The organism is Enterobacter sp. HSTU-ASh6 (genome assembly GCF_026319105.1).
In the GTDB taxonomy this organism is placed as follows: Bacteria; Pseudomonadota; Gammaproteobacteria; order Enterobacterales; family Enterobacteriaceae; genus Enterobacter; species Enterobacter sichuanensis.
This window is the reverse complement of sequence record NZ_WSPD01000001.1, coordinates 412415-436766: the sequence shown is the minus strand read 5'-3', so window position 1 is coordinate 436766 and position 24352 is coordinate 412415. Positions and strand designations below refer to the sequence as shown.

At 56.6% G+C, this 24352-nt stretch carries 24 protein-coding genes; 10 read left to right on the top strand and 14 right to left on the bottom strand.

Annotation, left to right across the window (positions count from 1 at the left end):
* Positions 1–25: 25 nt before the first annotated feature.
* The 4 genes from GM298_RS02115 to GM298_RS02100 all read right to left on the bottom strand — a co-directional run bounded on the left by GM298_RS02115 (position 26) and on the right by GM298_RS02100 (position 5099).
* The gene (locus GM298_RS02115) at positions 26–2407 is read right to left on the bottom strand and encodes a glucose/quinate/shikimate family membrane-bound PQQ-dependent dehydrogenase (protein ID WP_266153476.1); all 2382 of its coding nucleotides are present in this window, start codon (positions 2405–2407) and stop codon (positions 26–28) included.
* Positions 2408–2657: 250 nt separating this feature from the next.
* The gene (locus GM298_RS02110; RefSeq protein WP_025756376.1) at positions 2658–3581 is read right to left on the bottom strand and encodes a LysR substrate-binding domain-containing protein; all 924 of its coding nucleotides are present in this window, start codon (positions 3579–3581) and stop codon (positions 2658–2660) included.
* Positions 3582–3763: 182 nt separating this feature from the next.
* The gene (locus tag GM298_RS02105; RefSeq protein WP_266153475.1) at positions 3764–4645 is read right to left on the bottom strand and encodes an SDR family oxidoreductase; all 882 of its coding nucleotides are present in this window, start codon (positions 4643–4645) and stop codon (positions 3764–3766) included.
* Positions 4646–4709: 64 nt separating this feature from the next.
* Positions 4710–5099, bottom strand: a complete 390-nt coding sequence (locus GM298_RS02100) for a YdeI family stress tolerance OB fold protein (RefSeq protein WP_008502282.1) — start codon at positions 5097–5099, stop codon at positions 4710–4712.
* Positions 5100–5237: 138 nt separating this feature from the next.
* On the opposite strand from GM298_RS02100, the gene GM298_RS02095 reads away from it, so the two are divergent.
* The 4 genes from GM298_RS02095 to GM298_RS02080 are packed head-to-tail and all read left to right on the top strand — an operon-like array spanning position 5238 to position 7731.
* Positions 5238–5741 carry a hypothetical protein gene (locus GM298_RS02095; protein ID WP_126800683.1) on the top strand — a complete coding sequence of 168 codons (504 nt, stop codon included), beginning with the start codon at positions 5238–5240 and terminating at the stop codon, positions 5739–5741.
* 9 nt (positions 5742–5750) lie between these two features.
* Positions 5751–6197 carry a DUF421 domain-containing protein gene (locus GM298_RS02090; protein ID WP_025756379.1) on the top strand — a complete coding sequence of 149 codons (447 nt, stop codon included), beginning with the start codon at positions 5751–5753 and terminating at the stop codon, positions 6195–6197.
* Between the two features lie 11 nt (positions 6198–6208).
* Entirely contained in the window at positions 6209–6727 is a 519-nt protein-coding gene (locus GM298_RS02085) for a 2-oxo-tetronate isomerase (RefSeq protein ID WP_128339241.1), read from the top strand.
* A 17-nt stretch (positions 6728–6744) separates the two neighbouring features.
* On the top strand, positions 6745–7731 hold the full coding sequence (locus GM298_RS02080; protein WP_045284352.1) for an SDR family oxidoreductase: 987 nt from the start codon (positions 6745–6747) through the stop codon (positions 7729–7731).
* Here GM298_RS02080 and GM298_RS02075 read toward each other — a convergent pair whose 3' ends face one another.
* The 8 genes from GM298_RS02075 to GM298_RS02040 all read right to left on the bottom strand — a co-directional run bounded on the left by GM298_RS02075 (position 7732) and on the right by GM298_RS02040 (position 14270).
* A complete protein-coding gene (locus GM298_RS02075) occupies positions 7732–9357 on the bottom strand; it encodes an alpha-amylase family protein (protein WP_266153474.1) in 1626 nt (541 codons plus the stop codon). It abuts the gene before it with no gap.
* Between the two features lie 8 nt (positions 9358–9365).
* Positions 9366–10376 (bottom strand): cytochrome d ubiquinol oxidase subunit II, encoded by a 1011-nt coding sequence (gene cydB, locus GM298_RS02070; RefSeq protein WP_047958550.1) that lies wholly within the window; start codon positions 10374–10376, stop codon positions 9366–9368.
* Complete coding sequence (locus tag GM298_RS02065; RefSeq protein WP_088244198.1) at positions 10376–11779, bottom strand: cytochrome ubiquinol oxidase subunit I; 1404 nt, start codon at positions 11777–11779, stop codon at positions 10376–10378. The genes cydB and GM298_RS02065 overlap by 1 nt, the downstream gene beginning before the upstream one ends.
* 67 nt (positions 11780–11846) lie before the next feature.
* Positions 11847–12719: a manganese catalase family protein gene (locus GM298_RS02060; protein WP_266153472.1), complete on the bottom strand. Its 873-nt coding sequence runs from the start codon at positions 12717–12719 to the stop codon at positions 11847–11849.
* Between the two features lie 17 nt (positions 12720–12736).
* Positions 12737–13243, bottom strand: a complete 507-nt coding sequence (locus GM298_RS02055) for a ferritin-like domain-containing protein (protein WP_266153496.1) — start codon at positions 13241–13243, stop codon at positions 12737–12739.
* A gap of 25 nt (positions 13244–13268) precedes the next feature.
* Positions 13269–13472: a hypothetical protein gene (locus tag GM298_RS02050; protein ID WP_013096662.1), complete on the bottom strand. Its 204-nt coding sequence runs from the start codon at positions 13470–13472 to the stop codon at positions 13269–13271.
* 23 nt (positions 13473–13495) lie between these two features.
* Positions 13496–13990, bottom strand: coding sequence for a ferritin-like domain-containing protein (locus GM298_RS02045; RefSeq protein ID WP_008502272.1), 495 nt, complete (start codon positions 13988–13990; stop codon positions 13496–13498).
* 94 nt (positions 13991–14084) lie between these two features.
* Entirely contained in the window at positions 14085–14270 is a 186-nt protein-coding gene (locus tag GM298_RS02040; RefSeq protein ID WP_048991117.1) for a general stress protein, read from the bottom strand.
* Positions 14271–14798: 528 nt separating this feature from the next.
* Here GM298_RS02040 and GM298_RS02035 point away from each other — a divergent pair.
* Together GM298_RS02035 and GM298_RS02030 are read left to right on the top strand one after the other, a co-directional pair.
* Positions 14799–16142, top strand: coding sequence for a VOC family protein (locus GM298_RS02035; protein ID WP_025756387.1), 1344 nt, complete (start codon positions 14799–14801; stop codon positions 16140–16142).
* A gap of 43 nt (positions 16143–16185) precedes the next feature.
* Positions 16186–17691, top strand: a complete 1506-nt coding sequence (locus tag GM298_RS02030; RefSeq protein WP_252087026.1) for a carboxylesterase/lipase family protein — start codon at positions 16186–16188, stop codon at positions 17689–17691.
* Here GM298_RS02030 and GM298_RS02025 read toward each other — a convergent pair.
* Positions 17678–18520, bottom strand: coding sequence for a LysR family transcriptional regulator (locus tag GM298_RS02025; protein WP_095448901.1), 843 nt, complete (start codon positions 18518–18520; stop codon positions 17678–17680). The genes GM298_RS02030 and GM298_RS02025 overlap by 14 nt on opposite strands.
* Before the next feature lie 114 nt (positions 18521–18634).
* Here GM298_RS02025 and GM298_RS02020 point away from each other — a divergent pair, with 114 nt between their 5' ends.
* The 4 genes from GM298_RS02020 to rimL all read left to right on the top strand — a co-directional run bounded on the left by GM298_RS02020 (position 18635) and on the right by rimL (position 23266).
* Positions 18635–19804: a pyridoxal phosphate-dependent aminotransferase gene (locus tag GM298_RS02020; protein WP_095448902.1), complete on the top strand. Its 1170-nt coding sequence runs from the start codon at positions 18635–18637 to the stop codon at positions 19802–19804.
* A 155-nt stretch (positions 19805–19959) separates the two neighbouring features.
* Positions 19960–20733 carry a transporter substrate-binding domain-containing protein gene (locus tag GM298_RS02015; protein ID WP_025756391.1) on the top strand — a complete coding sequence of 258 codons (774 nt, stop codon included), beginning with the start codon at positions 19960–19962 and terminating at the stop codon, positions 20731–20733.
* A 242-nt stretch (positions 20734–20975) separates the two neighbouring features.
* Entirely contained in the window at positions 20976–22631 is a 1656-nt protein-coding gene (locus tag GM298_RS02010) for a glucan biosynthesis protein D (protein WP_128339233.1), read from the top strand.
* Between the two features lie 95 nt (positions 22632–22726).
* A complete protein-coding gene (rimL, locus tag GM298_RS02005) occupies positions 22727–23266 on the top strand; it encodes a 50S ribosomal protein L7/L12-serine acetyltransferase (protein ID WP_266153471.1) in 540 nt (179 codons plus the stop codon).
* Here the strand turns inward: rimL and ydcK are convergent.
* The gene (ydcK, locus tag GM298_RS02000; protein WP_266153470.1) at positions 23261–24241 is read right to left on the bottom strand and encodes a YdcK family protein; all 981 of its coding nucleotides are present in this window, start codon (positions 24239–24241) and stop codon (positions 23261–23263) included. The two genes, rimL and ydcK, sit on opposite strands and share 6 nt — an antisense overlap.
* Positions 24242–24352 lie beyond the last annotated feature (111 nt).

Genomic DNA, 24352 nt, shown 5'->3' with positions numbered 1-24352 from the left:
GACCTTTCGGTCCCTTTTTTATCTGTTACTGCTTATCGGGTAACGCATACGCGATAACGTAATCACCGCGATCCGGCGACTGGCGTGCGCCACCGGCGTTAATGATAACGTACTGTTTACCCGTTTTCGGCGACACGTAGGTCATCGGGCCGGACTGGCTGCCGACCGGCAGGCGGTCTTTCCAGATCTCTTTCCCGGTGGCGGTATCAAACGCGCGCAGGTAGAAATCTTGCGTGCCGGCAAAGAACAGCAGGCCGGACTGCGTTGACAGCGACGCACCCAGCGTCGGCATCCCGATCGGGATGGGCATGTGCATGCGAATGCCGAGCGGGCCGGTATCTTCCACCGTGCCGACAGGAACCTGCCACACCAGCTTGCCAGATTTCAGGTCAACCGCCGACATGGTGCCAAACGGCGGTTTCTGACACGGAATGCCCAGCGGTGACAGGAAGCGCTCGCGCATCGCACCGAACGGTGTGCCGTCCATCGGGACAATCCCCATCTCAATGCCGCTGGCGTTTTTCGCCACCTTAGCGCGCGGCACCATGTAGTTTGCCAGACCCAGGCGCATGTCGTTGACGAACATCAGGCTGTTGTTCGGGTCAATGGAGACGCTGCCCCAGTTCATCCCACCGAGAGAGCCGGGGAACTGCAGGGAACGGTCGAGGCCTGGCGGGGTGAAGACACCCTGATGACGCATCTCCTTAAACTGAATGCGGCACAGCAGCAGGTCAACAGGCGTCGCCCCCCACATATCAGACTCGGTGAGCGTCTGGTTGCCTATCATTGGCATACCAACGGAGTACGGCTGAGTCGGAGAGTAGCGTTCACCTTCAACGTTGCCCGTCGGAACGGGACGTTCCTCAACCTTCGCCACTGGCTTACCGGTTTCGCGGTTAAGCATGAAAATCATGCCCTGCTTGCTGGTCTGCACCAGCACAGGCGTGGTGCCGCCTTTACCGTCTGGCAGATCGTACAGCAGCGGCTGGGAAGGCAGGTCAAAGTCCCACAGGTCGTGGTGAGTGGTCTGGAAATGCCAGCGGACCTGACCGGTGGCCGCATCGACGGCAACGATAGACGAGCTGTACTTGTCGTCCAGCGCGGTGCGTTCACCTGCCCAGAAGTCTGGCGTGGCGTTGCCGGTTGGCAGGTAGATCAGGTTCAGTTTGGCGTCGTAGGACATCGCTGACCAGACGTTCGGCGTACCGCGGGTGTAGGTCTGGCCTTCCGGCGGCAGGCCGGTCAGGTTCGGATTACCCGGATCCCACGCCCAGGCCAGTTTACCGGTGTGAACGTCATACGCGCGCACCACGCCCGGCGGTTCGCCGGTGGAGTAGTTATCCGCGACGCGACCGCCGACCACGACGACATTCCCGGCAACCAGCGGCGTGGAGGTCTGCTGATAATAGCCCGGCTTGATCTCGCCCATGCCGACGCTCAGGTCAACGGTGCCATGGTCGCCAAAGTCTTCACAGACCTTGCCGGTATCCGCATTGATGGCAATCAGGCGGGCATCGGTGGTCGGCAGGAACAGGCGGCGAGAGCAGGCCACTGGCTGTATCTCTGTCTGTGACGTTGTCACGTTTGAGCGATCTTCAAAATAGCCCAGACCGCGGCAGCGCTGCCAGTTTGGCGCCGTGGCTTTGGGATCGTAGCGCCATTTTTCTTTTCCGGAATCCACGTCCAGGGCCAGCACTTTGCTGTACGGGGTACAGACATAGAGCGTGTCGCCAACCTGCAATGGCGTGTTCTGATCTTCCGCGCCGGAGCCGTTGCTCTGCGGAATATCGCCGGTGTGCGCAACCCAGGCGACCTTCAGGTCGTTGACGTTTTGCTTGTTAATCTGGTCCAGCGCGGCGAAGCGGTCGCCGTGCGTGGTGTTGCCCCAGTGCTCCCAGTTTTTTTGCTGCTCGCCGGGTGCGACGGGTTTAACCGGAACGGGCTCGTTTGCCGCCACGAGGGTCTGCGGCTTGAACATCCAGCCCAGGCTGACCAGCATAGCCACCGCGAGCAGCGCCGCAACGCCAAACGCAGGCGCCTTATTCGCCGTGCGGTGGTTGGCTGTACGCAGGAAAGGCCAGACGACGGCGCAGAGGAACGCCAGCACTGCAAAGGTAAACAAGCGGGAGAAGAGCGGCCAGAAATCCCAGCCTGCATCGCTTACTGCCCAGAACAGCGAGGCGATAAACGCGATGGCGTAAAGCACGATCCCACTGCTGCGGTTGAGGAAAATCAGGACTGCGGCAATCACCATCGCCACACCCATCATCAGGAAGTAACCACTTCCGCCCACGGTGGCGAGCTTAAAGCCCAGACCGCCGACGGCCAGACCGATGAGCATCATCAGTCCGGCAAGAAGCCACTGCAGAATACGCGGTATTCCACGTGGCGCGCTGCCAAATGCCATTTCTCTCTCCTTTAGATCCCCCGCTGTGTCGGGTGTGTACCAGTTGGGTAATAAATGCGGTGGGATTGATGATTGATACAGGTGAATTCGTTTTTATCAAACCGTTTGTGAACCATTTGGTGAATTCGCGGCTATGATAAAACTGTTAAATTGTTTTACGCAATTGTTAATGATTTATTCCGCATTATTTGATTAGCGCAGAGGACTGTTCCCTCTCCCCTTAGGGGAGAGGGTCAGGGTGAGGGGGGTATTAAACCGGCATCGATTTACGAATCGCGCTCAGCAGCGTCTGCGCGCCGGTGGAAAGCGGGGTATCCACCCGGGTTAAAATGCCGATAGGTTCACCGGCGCCGGGAGAGGTTATCGGCAGGGCGGTCAATGTTCCCTGCCGCAAATCATCTTTCACCGCCCCGGAGGGGACGAACCAGACGTAGTCATAGTCCAGCGTGAGCTGGCGCGACAGCGAGGCCGAGAGCGTTTCGATACACCCTGAAGGGAGCGTACACCCCTGCATCTGCAGCAAGGTTTCGGCGGCCTGGCGCGGGACGGTCCCTTTCGGGCAAACCACCACCGGCCACTCCATGACGCGGCTTAAGGTGACGGTGTCCTGCAGCAGGGGATGATCGGGACGTACCACCAGCTTCAGCGATTCCAGGAACAACAATTCGTAGTTAAGACCGACCATCAGTTCGGGGTCGGACATCCGACCGATGCCAAGATCCAGTTCGCCCGATTTCAACCCGGCGAGCAACATGGTGTTATTCATGGTGGCAACCTGAAGCGTGGTATGCCGCTGTTGCTTGTGGAACTGGCCAATAACCGGAGGGAGAATGCCCAGCGCGGCGGTTGGCAGGGCACCCACGCGCACGACCTCGTGGGTTTGCTCTTCTTTTCGGTGCAGGGACTGGCCTGCGGTATTGAGCGCATCCAGGACTTTCACCGCGTGCGTCAGGAACTGTTCGCCCACGAGAGTAAGCTGTGCCCCTAACCGACCGCGGTCAAAAAGACGGGCACCGGTCAGCTGTTCCAGTTCATTAAGGGTTTTGGAGAGCGCGGGCTGGCTCAGGTTAAGGGTTTCAGCCGCACGCCCCAGTGTTCCCTGTTGAGCGACGGCCACAAATGTATGCAAATGGCGCAAGCGTATGCGCTGACTGAACAGACCATTTTTTTCCATAGGCGATGTTAAAAACAGAGCGATGCGGGTGACAAGTTAAGTTGTTTAATTTTGATAACTTGATAGCAAAATATTTTTAACATTTGATCTGTTTGAGTTACAACATGTTTTTCGGCAGGATCAGATAAGCGAACGTCCTTGTTCATTGATTGCTCATTGCTGGGTGGGAAAGGGAAACAGGTTTAGATCACGCCATCACCGCCGTCAGAACACCATACCTGACCGGAGGTAAATGAACATTCGTCCGAGGCCAGCGTGACGTACAGCGGGGCAATCTCGACGGGCTGACCCGGACGCCCCAGCGGCGTATCTCCCCCAAACTCCTTCACTTTTTCCATCGGCTGGCCGCCGCTGGACTGCAGTACCGTCCAGTAAGGGCCGGGGGCGACCGCGTTGACGCGAATGCCTTTCGGGCCGAGCTGTTTGGCTAAGGATTTGGTAAATACCGCCAGACAGGCTTTGGTCTGGGCATAATCCAGCAGCACCGGGCTGGGTTTCACCGCCTGCACGGAGGAGGTATTAATGATGACGGACGACGCTCTCAGATGGCGCAGCGCCGCCTTGGTGATCCAGAAAGGCGCGTAAACGTTGGTTTTGAACGTCGCGTCAAAGTCTTCGGTAGTCAGCTCCTCAAGGGATTCCCGGAACTGCTGACGACCAGCGTTGTTCACCAGAATGTCCAGACCGCCCAGTTTCGCAACGGCTTCCTCAACCAGGTTCTGGCAGAAGGTCTCATCCCGCACGTCACCCGGCAGCGCCACGGCGGTGCGGCCCTCCGCTTTAATCAGGTCGATGACCTCAGCGGCATCTTTTTCTTCTTCAGGCAGGTAGTTGATGGCCACGTCAGCGCCTTCACGGGCATAGGCGATCGCCACTGCGCGACCGATACCGGAATCCCCACCGGTTATCAGCGCTTTTTTACCGGCAAGGCGACCATGCCCTTTGTAGCTTTTCTCCCCGTGGTCGGGTACAGGTTGCATTTCAGATGCCAGTCCCGGCGGCGTTTGCGGCTGTTCCGGGAACGGGGGTTGCGGGTAAGCGTTCGTACGTTGTGTATCACTCATAGCTGACTCCTTAAGCCAAGGGGTGAGATTTGATGGATAGATGCAGCGTTAACGCTTCGCTGAATTATTTCTGCAAACGATCAACACGGACGACGGCAGGGGATGATTTTTTATCAAGCGAACCGTTGATACTGATCATCTGGTCGGGTTTTACCGTTCTGCCGTCGAAGACTGCCTGGGGAATAATAACGTCGATTTTTCCGGTTTTATCCTGAAATACAAACTTATCGCCGCTACCATCAATAAGATTACCGCGCAAGGAAATGGTTGCACCATCGTGGAGCTGTTTTGCCTGATCGATGGTCATAATTCGCGCGTCATCGGTTCCGCGATATCCACTATCGAGTGCGTGCGGCGGCGGTGGTGCTTCACCTTTTTGTAACCCGCCGTTATTATCTGCCCATGCGGCCGGAACCAGAAATATTAAAAAAGCGGAAATAAGCGATAATTTCATCGGATATCCTTCATTTTAGGTGTCTTGACTTATTAAGTATTGTTGCTATTCCTTTAGGTGGCAAATGTGATAAGTCCTAAAAACATTCGCGTTAGAAATCAAAATTATCGGATAATAAGCGAAACGGTGACGATGGCCATGAAGCGTGAAAATGAAAAGTTACCCGGGATAGATGAAAGTTATCGCTTGCTGACGTTTGAATACGCGTTTCGTCAGGTAGGGTTTATTGTTCTTTTAGGTATTATCGTCGCGGCCATTGCCGGTCTGTTTTCAAGCGGAGTGGTCAGCGATACGGCGAAGACGAATGCCGATAAATCCCTGACCATCAATTATGAGCGCTTTGGCCGACGGGAGACGGAGACACGGATGCAGCTCGCGTTTCCGGTGAAAACGGAGGGGACCTATACCCTCAGCATCACCAGCGAGAGCAGCGATGCGTACGAGCCTGGCAGCGTCTGGCCTCAGCCGGACAGCATGTTCAGCCACGGCAACAGCCTCTATTTTGTTTATCACAACCTGAAAAAGACAGACACCTTTTCGGTATTACTCTTCACCACACCGTCCCGGGCCGGCAAATGGAACTCGGTCATCCGCGTAAACAACGGGCCGGAGATTAACATCTGGCAATTTATTTACCCGTAGGAGGCTGATATGGATATGGTCTTTCGTGCGCTGGCGATTTATCTGTTCCTCGTGGTGGTATTTAAAGTGGCCGGGCGACGCGCGCTGTTGCAGATGACCAGCTTTGATCTCATCCTGCTTCTGATAATTAGTGAAGCCACACAGCAGGCGCTTCTTGGCGAGGATTTTTCGGTCACCGGTGCGATGATTACGATTACTACCCTGGTGGTAGTGGATATTATTTTCGGGTTAATGAAGAAATATTTTTCGCCTGTAGAAAATATCCTTGATGGTACCCCCGTGATTCTGGTGGAAAACGGCATCCCCTTAGCGGATAAACTTAAAAAAGTCGATGTCTCCTGCGATGATATTCTGGTATCAGCGCGTCAGAATAATGGCATTACTGAAATGAGCGAAATTAAATATGCCATACTTGAACGCAATGGACATATTTCAATCATTCCTTTCGAGAAATAAGAGGCGGCAAGATGAGCAATCTTTTGCACGATAACCATTACACGGTAGGTGAACTGACAAAAAGGGTGGCGAGCAAATTAACCGATCTCGGGCTTCGCTTAACCACGGCGGAATCCTGCACCGGGGGAAAGCTCTCGGTGGCGCTTTGCGCAGAAGAGAACACCGCCGATTTTTATGATGTCGGTCTGGTGGTGTTCAGCGATGGCGCAAAAGAGCGGATCCTCGGCGTAAGCCCGCAGACGCTTGAGCGGTATACCGCCGTCAGTGAACAGACGGTCACCGAGATGGCTGCCAGTATCCGCGACATCGCCCAGGCGGATATTAGCATTGCCATCAGCGGCTACGCAGGCCCTGAAGGGGGCGACGATGGCACGGCGGCGGGAACGGTCTGTTTCGGCTGGAATATCCGTGGCCAGACGCACACCCGCACCGTGCTGTTCTCCGGCGACTGTCAGGACGTGGTGGAAAAGGCGGTGCAATTTTCACTGGCTGAACTGGTGAGCCTGTTATCCGACGGCAATAAAGGCTGAACGCAGGGGGAGGTTTTATGGCAGTCATCGTGATTACCGGCGGAACCGCGGGCGTGGGAAAAGCCACGGCGCTGCACTTTGCCAGGGCAGGTTACGACGTCGGGCTTATCGCCCGCGATGAAGCCAGCCTGCACTCCACGCAGGAGGAGTTGCGGCGGTTTGGCGTCAATGCCCACGCCGTGCAGGCGGACGTCGCCGACAGTCAGGCGGTGGTGGATGCCGCCAACGAGATTGAGTATCGCCTCGGCGCGATTGATGTCTGGGTGAATAATGCCATGGGCGCGGTGCTGGCACCGTTTCGCACCCTGACACCGGATGAGTTTCGTCGCGTGACGGAGGTGACGTACCTCGGCTTTGTCAACGGCACGCGGGCCGCCCTTGAGCTGATGGTTCCCCGTGACAGGGGCGTGATTATCCAGGTCGGCTCGGCGCTGGCGTACCGATCCATTCCGCTGCAGTCAGCCTACTGCGGGGCCAAAGCGGCGATCCGCGGCTTTACCGACGCGGTGCGTACCGAGCTGATGCATGAGAACAGCCGGGTACAGCTTTCGATGGTGCAGATGCCGGGGCTCAATACGCCGCAGTTCGAATGGGCGCGCAATAAGTTCGCCTGGGCGATGCGCCCGGTGCCGCCGGTGTTTGAGCCTGAAGTGGCCGCCAGCGCCATTTTCCGGGTCGCACAAAAACCGGTTCGGGAGCTGTGGGTCGGCGGCAGTACCATCCAGTCGATTGTCGGGCAGTTCTTCTTCCCCGGTTTTCTTGACCGGCTGATGGTGAAAAAAGCCTGGGAAGGGCAGATGACCGACAACCTGAACGCACCGGATCGCCAGGACTATCTCGATCAACCGGTTAACGATCTGCACAAAATTCATGGTCGTTTTACTGACGAGGCGAAAACCCGCGCGTCGTCCGTGACCTCCGGTATGCCGGGCAAAGTGGCGTTAGGCGCCCTCGCGGTGGCGGGGATTGTGGTCACACGTCTGCTCACCCGCCGGAAGCGGTAATCAGCGCAGCGCGCTGCGGTGCGTCCAGAACCAGCGATAACCGTAGCCGCCAAGCATGAGCTCAACGGTTTTACCGCAAATCAGGGCGTCATCGTAGCGCTTGTCCGCGAGGCAGGCGGTCCAGGTGGCGTTGCGGATCCCCTTCGCAGTAAACTGCACCGGCCGATCGCTAAAGTTAACGAAGGTGAGGATGCTGCGCTCGTCGGTCTCATAATAGAGACCCAGTACCGCGTCATGATCGAGGGTGATAAGCCGAAACGGCGCCACGGCAATTTCAGGAAACTCCGAGCGGGTATTGGCAATATCAATGATCCGGTGCAGCAGCGAATTGCGGTGAAGCAGCGAATCGGCGACGTTCACCTTTTGATAGCGGTACGGACCGTGGTCGATGATTGGGGCAATAAAACGCTGCGGATCCGCCGCAGAAAAACCGCCCCCCTGCGATCCGGCCCACTGCATCGGGGTGCGGACAGCGTAGCGCTCCTCCAGCTCCAGATCGTCACCCATGCCTATCTCATCGCCATAACGCATCACCGGGACGCCCGGCAGGGAAAAGAGCACGGCGTGACAGAACGCCAGCCGCTTCCGATCGCCATTGAGCATCGGTGCCAGGCGGCGGCGGATCCCGCGCTGGTAGACGTTCATCTCTTCGTCAGGGGCGAAGGTGTCGAGAACAAACTGTTTATCTTTCTGACTAATGCCTTCCAGATCCAGCTCGTCATGATTGCGCAGCCAGTTGGCGAAACAGCAGGAATCCGGCGGGACGATCATTTTCTTCACCGCGTTGCGCAGCGGGCGAGCGCTTTTCCGGGCCAGGCTGACGTAGAAATACTTGTTAAGCCAGAAATTGAGGACCAGATTCAGCCGGTCATTGTTGCCGAAATAGTCCCGATAGGCTTCCACCTCGACATCAACTTCCCCCAGCAGGATTGCGTCCGGATTGTGCTGCTCAATCAGACGGCGCATATGCTCGAGGATCCAGAGCCCCTTTTTCTCATCACCGTTTCCTGCCTGAGTGGTGAGATGGGACGCGGCATCCAGGCGGAATCCCGACACCCCCAGCTTGAGCCAGAAGAGAATGATGTTCTCAATCTCTTTTAGTACCGCGGGAGAGGTCAGATTCAGATCCGGCTCGTGGCGATAGAACATGTGCCGATAGTATTGTCCCGCCTCGTCATCCCAGCTCCAGATGCTCTTTTCCACGCCGGGGAACATCGGGGGCGTATCGTCGTCGTCATTATCCGACCAGAGATAGTAATCACGATACGGTGACGCCGGGTTGCGACGGGCCTGCTGGAACCAGGGATGGGCGTCCGAGGTATGCTGGATCAGCAGCTCAATAATGACCTGCATGCCCAGCTCCCGGGCCTGCTCGATAAAGGCGATGATGTCGGCCAGCTTTCCGAAGCGGGGATCCACCTGGAGATGGTCGCTGACGTCGTAACCTTCATCAAGAAAGGGGGTAAGATAAAACGGGGTGATCCAGATAACCGTCGCGCCCATGCGGCGAATATAACGCAGCTTGGCCGTGATCCCGGCGATGTCCCCGCAGCCATCGCCGTTTAAATCATAAAAGAGCGCGGTATCAATCTGGTAAATAATGGCCCGTGTATGCCAGCCTGCCATCCTGCACCTCAGTGGTAACCTTCTGTATCAGAAACCTTGCCCCGAAAGACGTAATAGCTCCAGGCGGTGTACACCAGAATCACCGGAATAATGAGCAACGTCCCGACCAGCATAAACAGCTGGCTGGCGGGCGGCGCCGCGGCTTCCCACAGGGTGATGCGCGGCGGAATAATATTGGGCCACAGGCTGATACCGAGCCCGCTAAACCCGAGGAAGATCAGCCCCAGCGTCAGCAGGAAGGGGCGCGAGTGGCTGTCCGGGTTGCGGGTCAGGCGCCAGATCAGCACGCTGAAGAGCCCCACCAGCAGCGGCACCGGCAGGAACCAGAAGAAGTTGGGCAGGGTAAACCAGCGTTCGGCCACGTACTGCCAGCCGAGCGGCGTCCAGATGCTGACCACCGCGATAACCACCACCAGCGCCAGCAGCACGTGGCGGGTTAACTCGCGCATGCGGGCCTGCAGGGCGCCTTCGCTTTTCATAATCAGCCACGTGGTGCCCAGCAGGGTGTAGGCGACAACCAGCCCGATACCGCAGAAGAGGTTGAACGGTGTAAGCCAGTCCAGCGCCGAGCCAACAAACCGCCGACCCTCCACGTCGAAGCCGTTAATCACCGCGCCCACGACCACCCCCTGACTGAAGGTGGCGAGCAGGGAGCCGCCGGCAAAAGAGTAGTCCCAGAATTTGCGGTGGGAGGGCGTGGCTTTGAAGCGGAACTCAAAGGCGACGCCGCGAAAGATAAGGCCGATCAGCATGGCGGTGAGGGGAATGGTCAGCGCATCAATAATCACCGCATAGGCCAGCGGAAACGCGCCGAAGAGGCCCGCGCCGCCGAGAACCAGCCAGGTTTCGTTGCCGTCCCAGACGGGCGCTACGCTGTTAACCATCACGTCGCGCTCTCTGGCGTCGCCGACGAAGTTAAACAGCAGGCCAATCCCCAAATCAAAGCCATCCATGATGATGTACATCAGTGTGGCGAACACGATGATGGCAAACCAGATCACTGAGATATCGACGCCCATCAGATCCTCTCCTCTTCCGGAACAGACTCCGCGGCAGACAGCGGACGGGCAGGCGTGCCCGACGTGTTTGACGTCAGCGTGGCAACAGGCTGAGGGCCTTTCTTAATCAGCCGGATGAGATAAACATAGCCCACGCCAAACACCGACGAGTAGACGACGATGAACGCCAGAAGGCTGATGCTCATCTGCAGGGTGCTGTGCAGCGATACCGCATCGACCGTGCGCAGATAGCCGTAGACGACCCACGGCTGACGGCCCACTTCGGTGGTTACCCAGCCGGCGAGCAGCGCCAGCAGACCGGCAGGCCCCATACAGAGCGCAAACCAGTGGAACGGGCGGGAGTGAAACAGTCGATGACGATAGCGCAGCCAGAGGCTGATAAGACCCAGCGTGATCATCAACAGGCCCATCCCGACCATGATGCGGAACGACCAGAAGACGATGGTGGAGTTAGGACGATCCTCTTTCGGGAAATCTTTCAGGGCCGGAACCTGTTTATCCAGGCTGTGGGTCAGGATTAGGCTGCCGAGGGCGGGGATCTCCAGACCGTATTTGGTACGCTCCTCTTCCATATCCGGCAGGCCGAACAGCAGCAGCGGGGTGGCTTCGCCAGGTGGGTTTTCCCAGTGCCCCTCAATGGCCGCGATTTTTGCCGGCTGGTGCTCCAGCGTGTTCAGACCGTGCATGTCGCCGACGACGGCCTGGATGGGCGCGACCAGCAGCGCCATCCACATCGCCATGGAAAACATGGTGCGGATGGCGGGGGTATCGTTACCGCGCAGCAGATGCCACGCGCCCGATGCGCCGACAAACAGGGCGCTGCTCAGGAAGGCGGCGATAGCCATATGGATCAGACGGTACGGGAAGGAGGGGTTAAACACGATCGCCAGCCAGTCTTCAGGAATAACCTGGCCGTTCTGAATGGTGAAGCCCTGCGGTGTGTGCATCCAGCTGTTGGAGGCGAGGATCCAGAAGGTCGACATCAGCGTGCCGAGTGCGACCATGCAGGTTGAGAAGAAATGCAGCCCCGGGCCAACCTTATTCCAGCCAAACATCATGACGCCGAGGAAACCGGCTTCCAGGAAGAAGGCGGTTAACACCTCATAGGTCAGCAATGGGCCGGTAATACTGCCCGCGAACTGGGAAAATCCGCTCCAGTTGGTGCCAAACTGGTACGCCATGACCAGCCCGGAGACGACGCCCATACCGAAGTTAACGGCAAAGATCTTGAGCCAGAAATGATAAAGCGATCGCCAGACGTCGTTTCTGGTGCGCAACCACATCCCTTCCAGCACCACCAGATAGCTGGCGAGCCCGATGGTGATGGCGGGGAAAAGGATATGGAACGAGACGGTAAAAGCGAACTGAATTCTGGCCAGATGAAATGCATCGAGTTCGAACATGGTCCGTACCTCTGAAACGATGGGGCACGAGAATTGCCAGGCAGTTCAGGCTGCCTGGCAAAACCGATTACGGTTTTTTCTTACCTGCGCCCAGCTCGGCGCCGGTCAAAGGGTCGGCGTGTGGATCGGACTTCGTGCGGGCAGACATCGCCTTAACCAGGGTTGCCTGTTCGGTCGTGAGCGTCACGCTTGCGCTGCCATCTCCGCCGTCAACCGCAGGCTGGGGGGACTCAACGTAATCGAAATGCTTATCGCTGTTCCAGCTTCCGCGAACCTCTCCACCTTCAGACATATTGTAGTACTTGTTGGTGAATTCCTCGATTGGCGGCAGTTTTCCCGGTGGGAAGTTATTACGGATGGACTGCAGCGCCTTCTCAAAGGAGAGCTGATGCGCCGCCTCACGGGTCATCAGGAATGCCAGCGCATCCTTGACGCCGGGATCGTCAGTCACGTTGATCAGCCGCTCGTAGATAATCTTCGCCCGGGCTTCTGCTGCCACGTTTGAACGCAGGTCCGCCGTTGGCTCGCCAATGGTGTCGACGTAGGCCGCCGTCCAGGGGACGCCCCCGGAGTTGGTCAGCGGGGTGCCGCCGCCATAAAGCAGGGAGGTGATGTGGCTGTCGTTACCGTTTTCGGTCATCGACCGGTACAGCTCAGCCTCGTTTTCCACTCCTTCCGCCAGGGCGCCTTTCGCGCCCTTATTCAGCATTCCCACCAGGGTACCGATGATTTCGAGGTGGCTTAACTCCTCGGTAGCGATATCCATCAGCATATCTTTACGGCCCGGATCGTCATCGCTCAGGCCTTGCGTAAAGTAGCGGCAGGCGGCGGCCAGCTCGCCCTGCGGCCCGCCAAACTGCTCCAGTAAAAGATTGGCCAGGCCTGGGTTAGGTTCAGCAACGCGAACCGTGTATTGCAACTGTTTAACGTGTCGAAACATGCGCACTCTCCTGTGGGTTATTTTTTCGCTTCGACACCCGACGCGTCTGAACGCAGCAGGAACTGTTCCGTCGTTTGCGGGATATGGCGAATCAGCCAGTCGGCCATTTCGCGCTCTTCGGCGAGGATGGTCTCAATCGCGGGGATTGAGGCGGTATCGCCCGCTTTTTTAGCGGCCGCCAGCAGGGAGGTATAACAGGCGATTTCAAACTGCTCGAAGACATAGCCGCTGATGGAGCCTTTCACGATTTCATCAGACGGGAACATGCCGCCAATGGACTGACCCAGCGCCGCCATTTTGCTCATTGAGTCTTTTAAAACCAAACGAGAAATATCATTACGGTCGAGGATTTCTTCCAGCAATGTGATTTGCCGTTTTGTCTCATTAATATGTTGCTCAATTCGGGCGCGAACATCAGGATAATTTTCGATACGGCTGGCCATGGATTCCAGCATAGATTCTGCTTGCTTTTCCATCGCATGGGCATCGCGTAGCCAGTCGTGGTAGTGTTCTACGTGATTCATCATTGTATCCTCATAATGGGTTCGCTTATTTGGTCTCACTTTCAGCAGCCTGATCGGCACGCGCAGCACTGTAGCCAGATAAATGGCCAACAATATTGGCGTAAATGCTGATGATAATGACCCATAGCACGCTGTTCTTCCACCATATTACGGAAGGAATAGCGAGAATGAACCATATTATAGCTGCCGTTAAATGGCACCGTTTAATAGTCCTGGGACTGATGCTCATTTTATTTAACCTGTGTTATCGCGTTATTTCTGCGCTTTTTGGTTAATATTTCCAACGGCCAGGTCGGTGAGTTTAAGGTCGGTCTCTTTTTCTTCTTCCAGTGTTTCGGCAAGAAGCTTAACGGCTTTTTTATAGCCCAGTTGTTCAGCGAGAGTAGCAAGGGTACCGTAACTGGCGATTTCGTAATGCTCCACTTTTTGCGCAGCGGCAATTAATGCGGCATCACGGACTTCATTTTTTTCCGTACTTTCGATAACTTCATTGGCTTCTTCAATTAAGCCTTCCATCGCGACGCATTTCATACGCTTGAGCTTGATACCGTCTTCCTGTTCGACGATCTGGTCGATACGCTCAATCTGACCCTGCGTCTCTTCAAGGTGGGCGGTGAAAGCAGCGCTCAGTTTCTCACTGGACGCGGCACGGGCGAGCTTACTCAGCGCTCGGGTAAGCTGTTTTTCTGCGCTGTAGGTATCGGATAGAAGATGAATAAAGACATCCTCAACACTTTTCATATTCATAATAATTACGCTCCGGTAAAATAATGAAAGGGTACTGCGAGCTTTTCAGCCCGCAGCATGCTCTCTGGTTTTATTAAAAGAGTATTAAATAAGATCAGGAGTTATCAGATTTACGGCCTCCGCCGTGACTGTTCTGTCCCACTTTCTTACCCGCTTCAGATGCGCGTTGCGGATCGTTTTTAAAATTACCACCGCTATGCTGGCCACCTTTACGTCCAGCTTCTGATGCTTTTTCACGGTCTTCAGCGAAATTACCGGAACCACCACGATGCTCTGCCATATTAAACCTCATAGTCATATATTGGTTATGTCAGTACGATACGAAAATATTCCGTATCACTCGTCGTTCGAGTAATAACTTTAGTCGCTGTGGGCGATCCGTCAAATGCGTTTTGCTATTTGCGGTTACGTTATTTTTAAATATTTGTAAATTTGCGCTTCGCTTAAGCAGGAAATATGGATAGGCAGGAAGGACTTGTAAACAACCATTAAGATTATTCCTAACTTCGGGCTAAAAATTTGAAAGGTGAGGATAAAAATAATGGCGCGCGCAAATTGGTTAATTTGCAGTCAGAAGAAAATCAAAAAGTACTCCTTTATAGCTAGTCAGCGAAACCATAAATAATTATAAGGAAAATCCTGGATAAAAGCGCCAGCCGTGAAAGGGCGGTTTCGTTGAGGCGTGTTCAGAGGCCAGTAGCACACGGTTTGACCACTGTCGTCTTAAGATCACAAATCAGAAATTCTTCCCCCCGGAAGGAACGGGTTTCTCTACACTCCAGGTAATATTCACTGGAGGCATGACATCATGGCGAACACCATCACGGCTGATGACATTCGGGAACACTTTTCGCAGGCTATGTCGGCGATGTACCAGCAGGAAGTTCCGCAGTACGGCACCTTGCTTGAACTGGTTGCGGACGTAAACCTGGCGGTTCTGGAAAATAACCCACTACTACATGAACAACTGGCAAACGCCGATGAGCTTGCGCGCCTGAACGTGGAGCGTCACGGGGCCATCCGCGTTGGCACGGCGCAAGAACTTTCTACCCTGCGCCGTATGTTTGCCATCATGGGCATGTACCCGGTCAGCTATTACGATCTCTCTCAGGCGGGGGTGCCCGTTCACTCCACAGCGTTTCGCCCGATTGATGATGCGGCGCTGTGCCGTAATCCGTTCCGTATCTTTACCTCGCTGCTGCGTCTTGAGTTGATTGAAAACGTCGCGCTGCGCGAACGTGCGGCGGAAATCCTGTCTCGCCGGAACATCTTTACCCCGCGCTGTCTGGCGCTTCTCGATCTGTACGAATCAGAAGGGCAGTTTACGCAGGCGCAGGCGCACGAGTTTGTGCAGGAGGCGCTGGAAACCTTCCGCTGGCACCGCCATGCAACGGTCGACCAGGAAACCTATCTGGCGCTGCATAACGAGCACCGGCTGATTGCTGATGTGGTCTGCTTCCCGGGGTGTCACATTAACCACCTGACGCCGCGCACGCTGGATATTGACCGGGTGCAGGAGCTGATGCCGAAGTACGGCATTGAACCCAAAATTCTGATTGAAGGGCCGCCTCGTCGCGAGGTGCCTGTCTTACTGCGTCAAACCAGCTTTAAAGCCCTGGAGGAGCCGGTGCTGTTTGCCGGGGAACATAAAGGCACCCACACCGCACGTTTCGGTGAGATTGAGCAGCGCGGCGTGGCGCTGACCCCGAAAGGCCGTGAACTGTACGACAGCCTGCTTGCCCAGGCCGGTACCGGCAAAGATAACCTGACGCATCAGCTGCATCTGCAGGAGATTTTTAGCGCCTTCCCGGACAGCGAGCTGTTAATGCGCCGTCAGGAGCTGGCTTATTTCCGCTATCGTCTGACGCCAGCCGGGGAGGCGCATCGGCATGCGTTCCGGCCTGGCGACGATCCGCAGCCGCTGATAGAGCGCGGATGGGTTGTCGCCCAGCCGATCACCTACGAAGATTTCCTTCCGGTCAGCGCTGCCGGGATCTTCCAGTCTAATCTCGGCAATGAAACCCAGGCGCGCAGCCACGGTAACGCCAGCCGCGATGCCTTTGAAGCGGCGCTGGGCTGCCCAGTGTATGACGAGTTTGCCCTCTATGAGGAGGCTGAAACGCGCAGCAAACAGCGTTGCGGTTTGCTCTGAAATCGTTACTCTGCTGGGGTGTGTTGGAAAAAATAAGGTCCTTATGCAAACTCCTTCCGCCCCTGTGGTTGAAACGCGCTACGGCGCACTGGCTGGTTTTACTGATAATGACGTGCATGCGTGGTACGGGATCCCTTACGCCGCGCCGCCGGTAGGCAACGGGCGCTGGCGTTCACCGCAGCCGCCTGCACGCTGGGAGGGCCTTCGCGAGGCCACGGCTTTTTCGCCTTCATGCTGGCAAAGCAGCGAGTATTGCCAGACGCTGGGTGGCGGCGATCCGGGCCAGTTTTCTGAAGATTGTCTCTATCTTAACGTCTGGTCTCCGGTTGACCGCGCAACGCCGCTCCCGGTAATGGTCTGGCTGCACGGCGGCGGGTTTACGATTGGCGCCGGTGGCTTGCCACCGTACAACGGCACCGCGCTGGCAGGACGTGGCGTGGTGGTGGTGACCCTCAATTACCGTCTTGGTCATCTCGGCTTTTTCGCCCATCCGGCGCTGGAAGGGGAAGAAGATCGCGTGGTGCATAATTTTGCCCTGCTGGATCAGATCGCCGCCCTCGAATGGGTGCGGGACAATATCGCCGCGTTTGGTGGCGATCCGGCTAACGTAACCCTGTTTGGTGAATCTGCTGGCGCGCGCAGCGTGCTGTCGCTGCTGGCATCGCCCCTGGCAAAGGGGCTGTTCCACAAGGCGATAGTGCAAAGTGGTTACACCTTGCCGGACACGCCGCGTGAACAGGCGCTGCAGAAAGGAGAAGCTCTGGCCGCCCATTTTGGTCTCAAGAACGCAACGGCCGAGGAGCTGCGCGCCATTCCACCCGAGTCGTTCTGGCCGTTAACCGCGCCGCTGAACGTCGCGCCGGCGCCCATCGTCGGGGATTGCGTGCTGCCGGAAGCGATGCTGGACGTCTTTTTTGCAGCGCGTCAGCACCCTGTGCCGGTGATGATTGGCTCTAACAGCGACGAGGCCAGCGTGATGGCGGTGTTTGGCATCGATCTCGCGGGGCAGATCCAGAAGCTTCGCCGGGAGCGGCGGTTTGGGCTGGGGCTGATTAAGCTGCTCTATCCCGGCGTGAAAGGGGATGAAGAGCTGGGCAGGCAGGTATGCCGCGACATGGCGTTTACCACCATGGGGTATGTGGTGATGCAGGCTCAGCAGCGCGTGGGGGGATTATGCTGGCGCTACTGGTTTGACTATGTCGCGGAAGCGGAACATGCCACCTATGTCAACGGTGCCTGGCACGGCAACGAGGTTCCCTATGTCTTCGACACGCTCGGCCAGGTGGAACCCTCACGTCAGTATGTCAATGAACGGGATTTGCAGTTTGCGGCCCAGGTGGCCGACTACTGGGTAAGCTTTGCGCGAGAAGCTGGGCCTCGCGAGATCCTGCCAGGGCCGACGCACTGGCCCGCCTGCCGCAAAGGACGGGACGTTTTGTTACGCATTGGTGTGAATAAACATGCAGGTTTCAGGCTTGAAAACCGCTTTATGCGCGCCCGCATGAGCCTCTTCAAACGGGTGATGAAGCACCACGTCAGTCTCGATTAAGCAGACATGCGCGAAACGCCGCCAGACCATTTTCCGCGTCAGGCGTTTCGCGCAGCACCAGCCGGTAGCTGGCGCCGGTTTTAATGCTTGTCTCATAGGGCCGCATTAGCCTTCCGGCGCGGACATCTTCGGCCACCAGCGTTTCGTCAGCAATGGCAACCCCCAGCCCCTGAATGGCGGCGGTGATCGCCAGATCCATGGTGTCGAAGTGTTGATTTTTGTGCATGACAAAGCCGGGCCCTTCCTGTTTTGTGAGCCATAACGACCAGTCGGTCTTATCCCGCGTCGGGTGCAGGAACGTCAACGCACCCAATGCTGCACCTGCGCGCACCGGGCTTATCACCGGCGTGAGCGCCTCTTCGAACAGCAGATCGCCTGCGCTCATGTGCGTGCCGAACACGATGGCCGCGTCATAGGATTCAGTTTTGAAATTGACGTTATGATCGGTAGTGGTGGTGAGAGCGATTTGCAGATCCGGCTGTTCGCGCTCCACCTCCAGCAGGCGCGGCACCAGCCAGCGCATCGCGCAGGTCGGGGCTTTGAGCCGGATCACGGTTTGCTGGCTCCGGGCCTGGTCCGCCACGGCCAGCAGCTGTTCAAAGGCGGACTGCAGCTCCGGCAGCAGGGCGCTGCCCTGCGGGGAGAGGCGCAGGCCGCGCGCGTGGCGTTCAAACAGCGGAAAACCAAACCACGTCTCAAGGGAGGCAATCTTGCGGCTGACGGCCCCCTGCGTCAGGCAAAGTTCCGCAGCGGCGTGCGTAAGATTCAGATGACGCGCGGTGACTAAAAATGCGTCAACGGCATTGAGCGGGAGCGAACGGCGCGACATGGAAACACCTCAGCTATGCATTTTTCTCATGGCTATTATGACAACAATTCGATTGTCCCGACAATCAACTTGTTGTTTGAATAGTTATGCAAAGACTATGAGAAGGGTAACAGGATGACTTTACGAACGCCGGTACAGACGCGCTCCAAACTGCCAGATGTGGGAACCACCATTTTCACCGTTATCGGCCAGCTCTCGGCGCAGCATAACGCCATTAACCTTTCTCAGGGCGCACCGAATTTCTCCTGCGACCCGAAGCTTGTTGCGGGCGTCACTCGCGCAATGGAGGCAGGGCATAACCAGTACGCGGCGATGACCGGTCTGCAGCCGCTCAAGGAGCGCATTGCCGATAAAATTGCCACCCTCTACGGCACGCAGTATGACCCGGGCCGCGAGGTGCTGGTGACCGCCAGCGCCAGCGAAGGGCTCTACTCGGCGATAAGCGGGCTGGTGCACCCGGGCGATGAGGTGATCTACTTCGAACCTTCATTTGACAGCTATGCGCCAATTGTTCGCCTGCAGGGGGCCACCCCGATCGCTATCAGGCTCACGGTGCCGGATTTTGCCGTCAACTGGGACGAAGTTCGTGCCGCCATTACCCCCCGCACGCGGATGATCATCATCAATACGCCGCATAACCCGAGCGGGCAGGTCTTCTCGGCCAATGACCTGCAGCAGCTGGCAGCGCTGACGCGCAATACCGACATCATTATTTTGTCTGATGAAGTATACGAACACGTCGTGTTTGACGGTGAGCCGCACCACGGGATGGCCACGCATCCGCAACTGGCGGAGCGCAGCGTCATTATCTCATCTTTCGGAAAAACCTATCACGTCACCGGGTGGCGCGTGGGTTACTGTGTTGCTCCGGCGGTGCTGATGGATGAGATTTGTAAAGTGCATCAATTTTTGATGTTTTCTGCCGATACGCCAATGCAGCACGCATTTGCTGAACATATGCTCGATCCGCAAACCTGGCTGTCGCTGTCGGCGTTTTACCAGCGTAAGCGCGACCTGTTGCACAGCCTGCTGGCCGATTCGCCGTTTACGCTGCTGCCAAGCGCCGGTTCGTTCTTCATGCTGGCGGACTACAGCGGGTTCAGCGACGAGCGCGACAGCGAGCTGGTGAAACGGCTGATCGTTGAGTACGGCGTTGCAACCATTCCACTGTCGGCGTTTTATGCAGACGGTACGGATAATAAATTGATTCGTCTCTCTTTTGCGAAAGATGAGGCGACGTTACGGGCAGGTGCCCAAGCCCTGTGTCGGGTCAAACCACGCTGAGCCTATCCCATTAGGCTATTTTATTCGCCATTTTGGCACCGGGCAGTGCTCGAAATCCTCACGTACTACATGTACGTTCCGGTTTCTGTGCGCTGTCCGGTACCAAACTGCCTTCAACAATTACGCCTACTGGGATAGGCTCTGAGGAGTATGAGATGAAATTACGCGCGTTAGTTGTCGGCATGGGATTGCTGTGTACGTTTTCCTCCTTTGCGGCCACCGAGCTGCGTTACGGTCTGGAAGCGGAGTATCCGCCGTTTGAGAGCCGTAATGCGGCGGGCGAACTGGAAGGGTTTGACGTTGAGCTGGGGAATGCGATTTGCAAAGCGGCTGCGCTGAAGTGCAGCTGGGTTGAAACCTCTTTTGATGCGCTGATCCCGGGGCTGGTGGCGAAGAAATTTGACGCCATCAACTCGGCGATGAATATCACCGAACAGCGCCGCAAGAGCATTGATTTCACCCAGCCGATTTACCGTATCCCGTCACAGCTCGTCGGCAAGGCCGGGACGGCAGTTGAGGCGACGCCAGAAGGGCTGAAGGGCAAAACCATCGGCGTGCTGCAGGGATCCATCCAGGAAACCTATGCCAAAGAGCACTGGGAAAAGCAGGGTGTCACCGTGGTGTCTTATAAAGATCAGAATATGGCATGGGGCGATCTGCTGAATGGCCGTATCGACGCCTCGCTGGTGATGTCCGCGGCCGGGCAGGCAGGTTTCCTCAGCAAGCCGCAGGGTAAAGGGTTTGGCTTTATCGGCAAACCGGTGTCTGACGACACCATCCTCGGCAGCGGGATCGGCTTTGGGCTGCGTAAAGGTGACGAGGCCACCAAAAAGCAGCTTGATGCCGCGATTGATAAAGTACGTGCCGACGGCACGATCGCCAAACTCGCTGATAAGTACTTCCCGGGTATCGATGTCAGCGTAAAATAACCACCTCATTCGCCCCGTCAGATGATGTCCTGACGGGGCATTTTTATATACATTTTCCAGGCTTTCTTTACACCACTTTCGGGCCGTTCTGGTCGACAGAAAATATTTCTCACTTTGTTCAGATTATCACCGGCCAACAATTGGATTCTTAACCATTTTTGTTTAGGCTGTGCGTTCTTTCTTGCCGTCATTTCGCCAGGCGCGAAACACATTCACACGACCATAAGGACGTTTTTCCAGGCATGAATCGCAGACGTTTTTTAAAAGGCTCGCTGGCAGTGGCAGCCCTGAGCGGCACATCTGGCCTTGCTTCCCTGTTTTCCAGAGCGGCATACGCTGCTGACTCTGACATTGCTGACGGTCAGAGCCGTCGTTTTGATTTTTCCGTCCTGCAATCCATGGCGCATGACCTGGCGAAAACCCCATGGGGTGGCGCGCCACGTCCGCTGCCAGACACGCTGGCCACCATGACGCCGCAGGCGTACAACGCCATCCGCTACGATGAAAAACAGTCGCTGTGGAACAATATTGAAGGTCGTCAGCTGGACGTACAGTTCTTCCATATGGGGATGGGCTTCCGCCGCCGCGTGCGAATGTTCTCGCTGGATCAGTCCACGTCAATGGCGCGCGAGATCCACTTCCGCCCGGAGTTGTTTAGCTACGGTGAAACGGGCGTGGATACCAAACAGCTGGAAGCGCAAAGCGATCTCGGCTTTGCCGGCTTCCGCGCCTTTAAGGCACCTGAGCTGGCGCGTCGCGATATCGTCTCTTTCCTGGGGGCGAGCTACTTCCGCGCGGTGGATGACACCTACCAGTACGGCCTCTCTGCGCGCGGCCTGGCGGTGGATACCTTTACCGACACCCCGGAAGAGTTCCCTGACTTTACTTCCTTCTGGTTTGAAACCGTGAAGCCGGGCGACACCACTTTTACCGTGTATACGCTGCTCGACAGTCCGAGCATCACCGGGGCCTATAAGTTCGTGATCCACTGCGAGAAGAGCCAGGTGATCATGGAGGTGGAAAACCACCTCTATGCCCGTAAGGACATTAAGCAGCTCGGCATCGCGCCGATGACCAGCATGTTCAGCTGCGGCAATAACGAACGCCGCATGTGTGACACCATTCACCCGCAAATCCATGACTCCGATCGCCTGGCGATGTGGCGCGGCAACGGGGAGTGGATCTGCCGTCCGCTGAACAACCCGCAAAAACTGCAGTTCAATGCCTATATGGATAAAAACCCGAAAGGGTTCGGTCTGCTGCAGCTCGATCGCGATTTCTCGCACTATCAGGACGTGATGGGCTGGTACAACAAACGCCCGAGCCTGTGGGTGGAACCGCGCAACGACTGGGGGAAAGGCGCGGTGGGCCTGATGGAGATCCCGACCACGGGTGAAACGCTGGATAACGTGGTCTGCTTCTGGCAACCGGAAAAAGCCGTCAAAGCGGGCGATGAGCTGGACTTTAAATATCGCCTCTACTGGAGCGCCATGCCGCCGGTGCGTTCCCCGCTGGCCAACGTTTACGCGACCCGTACCGGTATGGGCGGTTTCCCGGAAGGCTGGGCGCCGGGCGAAAACTACCCGAAAGTGTGGGCCCGTCGCTTTGCCATCGACTTCGTCGGCGGTGACCTTAAGGCCGCCGCGCCGAAAGGTATCGAGCCGGTGATTACGCTCTCCAGCGGAGAAGCAAAGCAGGTGGAGATCCTCTACGTTGAGCCGTTTGACGGATACCGTATTCTGTTTGACTGGTACCCGACGTCGGATTCGACAGAGCCGGTGGATATGCGCCTGTTCCTGCGCTGCCAGGGCGACGCCATCAGTGAAACCTGGCTGTATCAGTATTTCCCGCCAGCGCCGGACAAACGTCAGTACGTTGATGATAGGGTGATGCGTTAACCCTTGTGCCGGGTGGCGGCTTCGCCTTACCCGGCCTGTGTTTCGATACTGTAGGCCAGGTAAGCGTGAGCGCCACCTGGCAATTGAGAGGCACCATGTCTGCAGAAATCATCTCCGTTTCGCAACACATCGAACTTCGCGCCGTCGAAGCGCGCTATGCCACTGAGCTGTATAACCTCGTCGTCAAAAACAGAACCTGGCTGCAAAGCGCGTTTGACTGGGCGCATCATGCGGTCAGCGAAGAGGCTACCCGCCGCAACGTGCAAAGTAACCAGATGCTGCACCAGCGCGGCTACGCCAAAATGTTTTTGATCTTCAGCGATGATGCGCTGGTCGGCGTGCTGTCGTTTAACACCATTGAACCGACCAACAAAGCCGGGTACATCGGCTACTGGCTGGATGAAGACCATCAGGGGCAGGGTATTCTCTCTCAGTCACTGCAGGCATTTATGCGCTACTACGCTGAGCGCGGTGAGATCCGTCGTTTTGTGATTAAGTGTCGGGTCGCGAATCAGAACAGCAACAACGTTGCCCTGCGCAACGGCTTTACGCTGGAAGGATGTCTGCGGGAAGCGGAATACCTGAAGGGCGCCTTTGATGACGTGAACATCTACGGCAAGATTTACGCCCTATAGCGCCCCCAGCAGCGGGGTGCGGGTAATGCGCTGCGCGCCGTTAATCACTTTTTCGCCGCGCAGGTGAATGCTCTCACCAGCAAAGGCTTCAACTACCGCATCGTCGGTGATTTCAACCCGATGCTCAATCAGCACGTCACCGCTGATCCGCGCGCGGCCCTGAATGACCACCTTATCGTCCAGCATGATCGGCCCACCGCGCAGCCATGCCTGACCGCCAATCAGCACGTGATGTTTGATGACGCAGTTGCCTTCCACTACCGCATTTTCCGCCACCTGGGAGCTATAGCGCAGCGTCGGGATGGCATCGTCGTCTAAACCGGCAATCACCCGGGCGTTACCATAGACTTTTGCGCAATCGCACACCCAGACGTTATTCAGATCGTTACCGTCGAGGATGGCGTTGTCGAATATTTCGGCGCGGTGCTCAACAAAGGCAAAGCTGACTATCGCCTCACCGTAGATTTGCGCCTGATGGACAATGCGCGACTGGTTCACCGTCGCCTTATCGTAAATTTGCAGGATCTGTTCGTGGTCCGGCGTCAGTCCTTTGGCCGCAATGACCACGCTGTGATGCAGCACGCGAGCCTCGCCGTAAATATGGCATTCACCCCGCACGCAGGATTGCTGAATAGTGACGTTGTCACTTATTCGCGCCCCGTGGCTCACCTCCGCGCCATCCAGCCAGCAGTTGTCCCCGATATGCGCATCATGGCTCACGGTGCACGGCAGGGTGAGGCGTGCGTTGCCGGCCACGGTTGCCCCGGCGAACACTACGCTGTTTTCGTCGTAGATCCAGCAGTGACCGTCCTGTGCGAGGGCGCGCTCATCCTCTATCCAGCCGCCTCGGGTACCGGCTTTTACGTCGTTAAAATCCGCCGTGGCGATAATCTGTCGCAGCGTGGTTGAGTGGGTCGTCTCGCCGTTTTTCCATTGCCAGAGGCGGGTTTCGTCGCTGAGGCGATATTTATTCATGTTCGTGTCTCTGATAAGCGTCATAAGTAAACGTAGCAAAGTTTTCGCTTTTCGAAGGGCTGGCAACCCTGCGGCAAACGCCATAAAATGGCATTCAGAATGCATTTTAAA